At 63.3% G+C, this 7625-nt stretch carries 9 protein-coding genes; 5 read left to right on the top strand and 4 right to left on the bottom strand.

Annotation, left to right across the window (positions count from 1 at the left end):
- The 3 genes from H8A92_RS25765 to H8A92_RS25755 form a co-directional block, all read left to right on the top strand.
- Nucleotides 1-481, top strand: a 481-nt coding sequence (locus tag H8A92_RS25765; protein ID WP_229198358.1) for a hypothetical protein, incomplete at its 5' end; no start/stop codon positions are given.
- A gap of 356 nt (nucleotides 482-837) precedes the next feature.
- Nucleotides 838-1035, top strand: coding sequence for a hypothetical protein (locus tag H8A92_RS25760; protein ID WP_229198357.1), 198 nt, complete (start codon nucleotides 838-840; stop codon nucleotides 1033-1035).
- A 61-nt stretch (nucleotides 1036-1096) separates the two neighbouring features.
- Nucleotides 1097-1285, top strand: a complete 189-nt coding sequence (locus H8A92_RS25755) for a hypothetical protein (protein ID WP_229198356.1) — start codon at nucleotides 1097-1099, stop codon at nucleotides 1283-1285.
- A gap of 27 nt (nucleotides 1286-1312) precedes the next feature.
- On the opposite strand, the gene H8A92_RS25750 is transcribed toward H8A92_RS25755, so the two are convergent.
- Both H8A92_RS25750 and H8A92_RS25745 read right to left on the bottom strand, forming a co-directional pair.
- Nucleotides 1313-2350 carry an alpha/beta hydrolase family protein gene (locus tag H8A92_RS25750; protein ID WP_229198355.1) on the bottom strand — a complete coding sequence of 346 codons (1038 nt, stop codon included), beginning with the start codon at nucleotides 2348-2350 and terminating at the stop codon, nucleotides 1313-1315.
- A 223-nt stretch (nucleotides 2351-2573) separates the two neighbouring features.
- The gene (locus H8A92_RS25745) at nucleotides 2574-3608 is read right to left on the bottom strand and encodes a dienelactone hydrolase family protein (protein WP_229198354.1); all 1035 of its coding nucleotides are present in this window, start codon (nucleotides 3606-3608) and stop codon (nucleotides 2574-2576) included.
- A 266-nt stretch (nucleotides 3609-3874) separates the two neighbouring features.
- Here H8A92_RS25745 and H8A92_RS25740 point away from each other — a divergent pair, with 266 nt between their 5' ends.
- Both H8A92_RS25740 and H8A92_RS25735 read left to right on the top strand, forming a co-directional pair.
- On the top strand, nucleotides 3875-4135 hold the full coding sequence (locus H8A92_RS25740; RefSeq protein ID WP_229198353.1) for a hypothetical protein: 261 nt from the start codon (nucleotides 3875-3877) through the stop codon (nucleotides 4133-4135).
- A gap of 393 nt (nucleotides 4136-4528) precedes the next feature.
- Nucleotides 4529-5419 (top strand): hypothetical protein, encoded by an 891-nt coding sequence (locus H8A92_RS25735; protein ID WP_229198352.1) that lies wholly within the window; start codon nucleotides 4529-4531, stop codon nucleotides 5417-5419.
- A 117-nt stretch (nucleotides 5420-5536) separates the two neighbouring features.
- Here H8A92_RS25735 and H8A92_RS25730 read toward each other — a convergent pair whose 3' ends face one another.
- On the bottom strand, nucleotides 5537-6760 hold the full coding sequence (locus H8A92_RS25730) for a winged helix-turn-helix domain-containing protein (protein ID WP_229198351.1): 1224 nt from the start codon (nucleotides 6758-6760) through the stop codon (nucleotides 5537-5539).
- A 44-nt stretch (nucleotides 6761-6804) separates the two neighbouring features.
- Nucleotides 6805-7518, bottom strand: coding sequence for a class II aldolase/adducin family protein (locus tag H8A92_RS25725; RefSeq protein WP_229198350.1), 714 nt, complete (start codon nucleotides 7516-7518; stop codon nucleotides 6805-6807).
- Between the last annotated feature and the right edge of the window lie 107 nt (nucleotides 7519-7625).

The following is a 7625-nucleotide window of genomic DNA, read 5'->3' as shown; positions in this document are numbered from 1 at the left end:
CAGCAGCGCGGGCGGCGGCAGCACCGGAGGTACAGGCACCAGCAAGGGATCCGGCAGCGGTCCGGTCGTGCTCGTGCTGCCGCAGGTGCCGGTGCGCGTGCCGGTTGCCGTTCCCGTCACGGTCCCCTACAGCACGCCGGCGCGTGTGACCGCAGGAAATGCCAGCTCCGGCGCGACGACGCAGGCGCAACCCGTCATCACGCCGCATTGCATGACGGCGGCCGACAATCCAGCGCTTGCCGCAGGCATCGACCAGTTGCTGCCCACCGCCCAGTTGTCCGATGTCGACATGAGCAAGGTCACCGAGCTGCGGCAGACGATCCAGCTGTTGGCGACGGACGGCAAGGAAGCCGCCGCGCGCGACGTCGAGGAAGTCGCCATGAACATCCTCGGCTACCAGAAGGTCTGGCTTCGCTGCGGCGCAGGCACCTTCGACTGGGAGAAGCAGGTGGCCAGCACTGGTATGGTGCAGCAGAAGTGAAGCAACAATCGCGGTTCATGCGGAGGCGACGCTCCAGGGCGACGCCTCCGCATTCTTGCGCGTGGATGGCTCGTTAGTGCGCTGCTCGGCGAGCGAAGGTCGCGATTGCTGAATGCGGGCACGCAATTGATGCCGGTCTTGGCTGCACTCTCTTCGATCGAGCCAAATCTCACGATATCCCGACGTCCTGTGAACTGCCTGCAAACGCGATGTAAACGACCGTAAACGCCACAGAATACCGAGAACCTCATGCGTGGCGGCGTGACAGATGGGCAGGATGTGAATGGTCACATCACGCACCGCAGGTCGCGAGAACTGGGTGCTCATCCATATCGGCCCAACCACAGGAGACAGCCATGTTACGCAAATCGATCTTGTTGGCGATCGCCCTCAGCTTTGCTGCGATCGCGTCTGCCACCACGCCGGCAGCGGCATCTTTCAAAAAGCAACCGCAGGTATCCAAGGCGTACAACCCTCACATGCGGACGACGGTCGGGCGCGCGATCGAACCGAGTTTGGCAGGAAGAATGACGCCGCCCCCTCCGTCTCGATAGGCAGATGGTCAACCCGTCTGTGCCTGCCAAATGCTCAACCTTACTCGTGAAGGAGACAGTCATGTTCCGCAAATTAGGCATAGTCTCGATTGCAGCCGGCATGATTGCGATAGGTGCCACCGCCACTCCGGCATCGGCATCTTCCAAGCAGGTCTTTGGCGGTCGCAATGAACAGATCCTGGCGCATTATCGTCCGATTACGTCTATCGGCCTGAGCCCGTATCGGTTTCCCGGCAAAAAGAAGCGATGACCTCCGGCCTTCGGCAGCATCGGCTCGTCACTGCGATCCGGTCCAGCGGTCATCTTCCATCACGATCGTGCACGGCTCGCCTTTTTGCTGGCAGGCATCCAAGGCGAGCCTGCGCGCATCGTCCAGGGTCAGCGCTGTCCGATAAGCGGCATTCTGGTTGCCAGGCGTTCGCGCGAACGCCTTCTCGCCCGGCGCGGCCAGATAGGCCTGGACGTAGTTGCGCGACGTCTGCGGCCATCGCAGTTTCTGGAGCACGACGTCCACGTTGGAGACCGGCCAGGTCGGAAGGTTATGCGCCCTCAGAAAATTGTCGACTTCGAGCAGCCATTGCGCGCGACCGCTATTTGATCCGAGTCCGGTGTGGCCGTCCTCGCCGATCGGCTCGAGCAACGCCAGTTTGAGATCCGCACCGGCTCCCGTGAACGCCGCGCGCATCACCTCGATCTGATCAACGGGGTGATTTGGATCGTTCTTCGCGAACACCCAAAGATTGGGAACGTGGCTGCGCGAACCGAGTGTTCTGAAATCGACGGGAACGGAATCGGCGACCACTGGGCACCCTCCCATGTGTTCGCCACCAGCGATGTCGATCACTGCCACCAATCCCGCAGGATTTCGCGCCCCCAGCGCGAGTGAAGCCGCGCCGCCGGCCGATGTGCCGATCGCGATCATCCTTGTCGGATCGGCATCGGTCCGGCGTGCAACGGCTCCAATGGCGGCTTCGATGTCGTCGGCATCCGCGTTCATCCACGACATGAACGAATCCGCGGCACATGGCGAGTCTGATTGCACCGGGCCGTCGGACAGCCCGTAGCCGCGCCGGTTGATCGCCACGACAAGCCATCCGCGGCGCGCGATATCGGCGATGAGATTGATGCCGGGATCGTCGAGCAGGCTTTGGTCCACCGCCATGGCGCGAACGGCGGGCCGCCCGTGATTGAAAAACGCGATCGGCAGACGTCCCGTTGTGTCGGCGCGTTTGACGAAGAGCGCTTCCAGGCGAACGTCCTTGCCGCCGATTTTGACGCGCAGATATTGGCGCTCCTGGACGAGATCGCCCGCCATCGCCGGAACAAGGGCCGAGAGCGCGATGATGATGGCGACGACAATGCCCACGATGCTCGCGCCGAATGTTGCGGTTCGACGGGACACCGGTTCATTCGTCATCGCGCGTCACCGACCCATCGGAAATTCTCCATGACGATGGCGCAGTCCTGCGCCGTCTTCTGGCACGCCGCCAATGCGCCGCTGCGGGCGTCATCAAGGCTCTGCGAGCCGACCTGGTAATTCAGCGGCAGGCGCGGCCCGGCGCCGAGCTTGTCCTGCGGGCGCGTCCATGCCGCCTGCACGGTTGGTGAAAAGGCGATCGCCTTTTCACCCGGCGCCGCAAATAATGCTGGATCATCGAGCCCGCGAAATTCTGCCGCTCCATCCTGTCCACAATCTTCAGCCGATCGATCGCACTCCACACCTCGGTCGTGCGCCACGTCGGCAGATTGTTGGCGCGCAGGAAGCCGTCCATCTGGACGTACCAGGCCTCCGTTGCCTGGCCGAATATGGCGGTGCCCACATTGCCGTCATGAAAGAACATGACGAATTTGACATCGCCGCCGGCATCGAGAAACGCAGTGTGCAAACGTTCGGCGAGATCGGGGCCGAACAGCCTGTCGCTGCTCGAATAGATCCAGAGGTTCGGGACGCGGTTCTTTGCTCCGAAACCCTTGTATCCCTCGACCAGGAGATCGTTGATCGGGCAGTTCGATTCCGATTGCAGCCCGCCCGAGACAGACACGACGCCGACCAATCCGGGCGGGTTGCGGGCCGACAGCGCCACCGCCGCAACCCCGGCGATTTCGGATCCAATCACGATCACCTTGCTCGGATCGGCATCCGGTCGCTTCGCAACAGTGTCGATGGTGGCTTGCAGATCGTCCGCCGCGGCGCCCGCCCAGGCGCCGAGCGAAGCCGCCTGGCAGGTGATCGGCACCGGCTTTGGCCCCTCGGACTGGCCAAAGCCGCGCCTCATCGTGACGACCGCCAACCATCCGCGCCGCGCCAGATCCCGGGCATAATGCGCATAGGCCGCGGCGGTCGCATTCGCACCGCCCGTTGCGGTTGCCGCGCCGCCATTCGTCAGCAGCGCGATCGGCAGCCGGCCCGGGGCGTCCGCCTTCCTGATGATGAGCCCTTCCAGGCGAAATGTATTTCCACCGATGCTGACGGGAAATAACGCCTGCGTCTCCGTCAATTCGTCGGCCCATGCGGATGGCGCCGCACCGCCGGCGAACGCAGCAAGCAAGAGCACCAGGCGAACACCAATCACGACGTTCTTCCTTCGATGAAGGCCCACGCGACACCGCGGCATTGTGCACGGCTTGCGCGACGGCGGTAGTCACTTCGGGCTCGTTGCATGCGGCTGGCCGTTAATGGCCGATGAACCCAATGTAAACGGCCGTAAACGCTCAAGAATCTCTCGAACTTCGCGACGCGGCCGTGTGACAGATCGGCATGGTGTGAATGTTCACATCCCATCCAAGACAGGCCGCGCGCCGCTGGATGTTCAACCGAGACCAGCCATAGGAGAAAGTCATGTCACGCAAATCAGGCCTGTTTCTTCTCGCCCAAACCTCCATCGCACTCGCGATCTCGAGCGGAGTTGCTGCGGCGTCTCCGTTGGGCAACTTCTCGATCGCAATTCAATCCGCTGTCGTCGAGGCTGCTGCGCTCTCGTGCCCTCCCGGCACGCATGTCGGCTACGAAGGCAAATACTGCTGGCCAAATCGCCCGCGCGCCTGCCCGGCGGGATATCATCTGGGTTACGAGGGAAAGTACTGCTGGGCCAACGACTAGCGCCAAACGCCGGCGTCTCTCCTTCGCGGATTGCGCCAGACATTTTCGGTACGGACCGGGCCGCCGAAGCAGGCGGCCTGTTTCGTTTCTGCGACCGCAGTTTCAGCCGCTCGCTTCATTTCCTCTTCCGGCCCCGGGGCTTGGTTTGCCCTCCGATCATTCGTCGCGAAAAACGGAGACCAGCGTTCGGTACGCCGGCAGCCACCCGAGGCAGCGCTGATTTGCCCCGTAAATGGCCTGTGAATGCGCTGTAAACATCTGTAAATGCTAGACAATTTATCGAACATCGCGATCTGGCGCGGTTACAGATGTGCAGGTGTGAATGATCACATCGCGTCCAGACAGGCCGAGCGCCCTGGATGTTCAACCCACGACCAACCACAGGAGAATGTCATGTTCCGCACATCTGGTTTTCTGGCAATTGCCTTCAGCGTTACCGCGATCGGTTCGGCCGCCACACCGGCAGCAGCGCTGCCCTTGCAGGTCTTTGGCGGCGCGAGCTCGCACATCGCCACGCAGCTCCCCCCGACACAGACCGCCACCGGCATGCAATCGAGCCAGGAAGCGATCCGTGTTTTGGGGCCCCAGAAGATGGTCGACCTCCCGCCAAAGATTCCGACTGCACCGTCGAAGACGTCGGTCGGAACGGCGCAGATCCCGGTATCGAAGCTTCCGGTCGGGAGCTCGACAATGAAGCAGCCGCAAATCCCGGTCTCCGAATTGCCGCCGCCTCCGGCGCTCAAGCCGCATCCGGTCGACGACGTCTGCCCGCTCGACCCGCTCAAGTGCCCGCCCAAGACGCCGAAGCAGAAGGATGACGATTCGGACAAGGGCCACGGCACGGTCGTGATCCTCGCGCCGCAGGTGCCCGTTGCGGTGCCGGTGACTGTCCCGGTTGCCGTTCCGGTGCGCCTGGCGACGACGACCAACTCGGGTGTCGCGACGCAGGTGAGGCCGACAGTCGCCTCCCCGTCCATGACCTCTCCGTCCATCGCATCCGGCTGCGGGACCAGCGGTACCGTTCCGGCGCTGGCGGCAGGGATCGATGAATTGCTGCCCTCGGCTCAGCTCTCCAACGACGACCTCGCCAAGGTCAGCGAGCTCCGGCAGATGATCCAGGATCTGGCGACGGACGGAAAACTGGCGGCCGCGCGCAACATCGAAGAAGTCGCCATGTACTATCTCGGCTACCAGAAGATCTGGCTCCAATGCGGGCTCGGCACCTTCGCCTGGACGCCTGTCGTCCACAATGACGCTGTGAAGACCGCGGATCAGTCCAAGTGAAGCGGCTAGTCCAGTCGTAACGTGGGCAATGCTCCAAGGCGTTGCCCACGTTTTCTTGCGAACACCGCGTGCCGATCATCAAGGCCGCCGGTTGATCGCAGCTCAAGACGCAATGCCTCAGCGTGCGACGAGCTTGGCGAGCAGCTTGCCCTCTTGAGATTTCCCGAGCACGATTTCGTTGGGGTGCTCCGCCAAGATTTCGTGCGCCTCGCTCTCGTCGACCCCAGACAGGATCGCCAACCGCTCGACCGTACGCCAGTTGAACTGGTTATCCTGCATGGCCGTGACCATGCGCTTGAACACTATGGCGCGCTGCTCTTCCCGGGACGGCGTAGGCTGCGTCGGCTTCGATGGAAGCCGCGCCTCGGGCGAGGCTCCTGGCGGCGATGCTTCAGCAACCGCTTGCAAGGCACCACGGTTGCTCCACTCCTTCCATCCCACGACCGCCATGATCAGCACGACTGCAGCTGCGGCAATTGCGGCGAACATCGGCCGTCTATTCGGCCGTTGCATGTCGCGTGCGACGACCGGTGCGTCCGCCGTCTGGACGACGTCCATCGCCTGAGCCGCTGCCGCCTGGTCCTGCGTCCCGACAGCCTGTGGTTTGACGCTGAACCTGTAGCCCTCGCCGGGCACGGTGACGATGAAGCGCGGCGCTTTCGGATCCGGCTCGATCTTGCGGCGCAGGCGCGAGATCAGCACGTCGACGCTGCGGTCTTCTGGCTCCGCGCCGCGGCCTGTCACCACGCGCGTGAGCTCGTCGCGCGAGAGCACCCGGCCCGGACTTTGCGCGAGCGCCAGCAGCAGGGAAAATTCCGCGCGGGTCAGCGTCACGTCCTGCCCCTGCGCATCGACGCAGGTGCGCGCGGCCGCATCGAGCGTGAAGCCTTCGAAGCGCAGGATTTGCGGACCTGATACTGGCTCCTTCGCCGCCACAGCCGGGCGCAGGACGGACCTGACCTTGGCCAGCACATCCAACTCGTTCAAGGGCATCGAAATACAGACGGCCGGTTCGCCTGACGCTGCGCTGTCGCCGGGCTCGCCGATCATGATGAGGTGCTCGACCAAGTCAGCTAGCTCGTGCACAAGCTCGACACCCGGTGCCCCCAGACCTTGCGGCGCGATCATGGCCAAGCTGATCGTGGCCTTTGACGCAACCTCATTGGCCCGCCGCGGGCTCTCGGCCAGTTCGACGACATAGCCGGTCCGCAACAGCCAGCGGGCAAGCGTCGCTCGCAATGAAGCATCGTCGGCGACAACAAGGATACCCGGCTTCACCATGCGCGCACAGAATTCGCCGACGTGGTCATTTTTCGGCGGCCAGATTCCCTCTCGGGCCATCGCAGTGCAGGCGACACAATCATCGGGCTCTCCTTCACCGGCGACTATAGCAAAAACTTTCGGACCTGCGCCGCCTTTGTCGTCGCGCGGGCCTTGCTCGGCTTTGGCGCCTGCAGGCCATAGGTGGAGAACCCCTTCGCGGCGTCGGCGATCTCGTCGTCGGTCAGGATGACGCGCGAATCGAGCGCGAGCGAGAGATAATACTGCTTCGCGATGGTCTCGAGCTCGACCGCGAGCCACATCGCCTTGTCGAGGTTGGCGCCGAGCGCGATCATGCCGTGGTTGGCGAGCAGGCAGCCATTGCGGCCTTCCAGCGCGGCGATCGCGTGATCGGACAATTCCTTGGTGCCGTAGCGCGCGTAGCCGGCGCAGCGGATATCCGCGCCGCCGAACGCCGCCATCATATAGTGGCAGGCCGGGATCGGCTTGCGCGCGATCGCCAGGACCGTCGCATAGGTCGAGTGGGTATGGACGATGGCACCGACATCGGGCCGGGCGCGCGTGATGTCGAGATGGAAGCGCCATTCGGTGGACGGCTGCAGCGGCCCCTCCCACGCGCCATAGTCGCCCTCCAGCGGCATCGATGCGATCATCTCCGGCTTCATCGAATCGTAGGGGGTCGCCGACGGCGTGATCAGCATCCGGTCCTTGTAGCGGGCGGAAATGTTGCCTGATGTCCCCTGGTTGAGCCCCGATGCATTCATCCATCGGCATTTGGCGATAACCGCCTCGCGCAATTGTCGTTCCTCACGGGTCATACGTAATGCCTTTCTCTTCAACACGGATTGCCTCTTCAGCACTGGTCACCTGCCGGTTGCCTCTGGCCGCACGGATCAACTATCTGACGGCCGAGAATGAGCGCGCG

It is taken from the genome of Bradyrhizobium acaciae (assembly GCF_020889785.1).
GTDB classification, from domain to species: domain Bacteria; phylum Pseudomonadota; class Alphaproteobacteria; order Rhizobiales; family Xanthobacteraceae; genus Bradyrhizobium; species Bradyrhizobium acaciae.
The sequence above is the reverse complement of the archived record's forward strand: the minus strand, read 5'-3'. Positions and strand labels throughout refer to the sequence as shown.

What these genes read in the sequence shown, in the direction of transcription:
- H8A92_RS25730 (WP_229198351.1), bottom strand. Translation starts at nt 6,760, where the DNA reads ATGGCCCGAGAGGGAATCTGGCCGCCGAAAAATGACCACGTCGGCGAA.
- H8A92_RS25740 (WP_229198353.1), top strand. Translation starts at nt 3,875, where the DNA reads ATGTCACGCAAATCAGGCCTGTTTCTTCTCGCCCAAACCTCCATCGCA.
- H8A92_RS25725 (WP_229198350.1), bottom strand. Translation starts at nt 7,518, where the DNA reads ATGACCCGTGAGGAACGACAATTGCGCGAGGCGGTTATCGCCAAATGC.
- H8A92_RS25755 (WP_229198356.1), top strand. Translation starts at nt 1,097, where the DNA reads ATGTTCCGCAAATTAGGCATAGTCTCGATTGCAGCCGGCATGATTGCG.
- H8A92_RS25750 (WP_229198355.1), bottom strand. Translation starts at nt 2,350, where the DNA reads ATGGCGGGCGATCTCGTCCAGGAGCGCCAATATCTGCGCGTCAAAATC.
- H8A92_RS25735 (WP_229198352.1), top strand. Translation starts at nt 4,529, where the DNA reads ATGTTCCGCACATCTGGTTTTCTGGCAATTGCCTTCAGCGTTACCGCG.
- H8A92_RS25760 (WP_229198357.1), top strand. Translation starts at nt 838, where the DNA reads ATGTTACGCAAATCGATCTTGTTGGCGATCGCCCTCAGCTTTGCTGCG.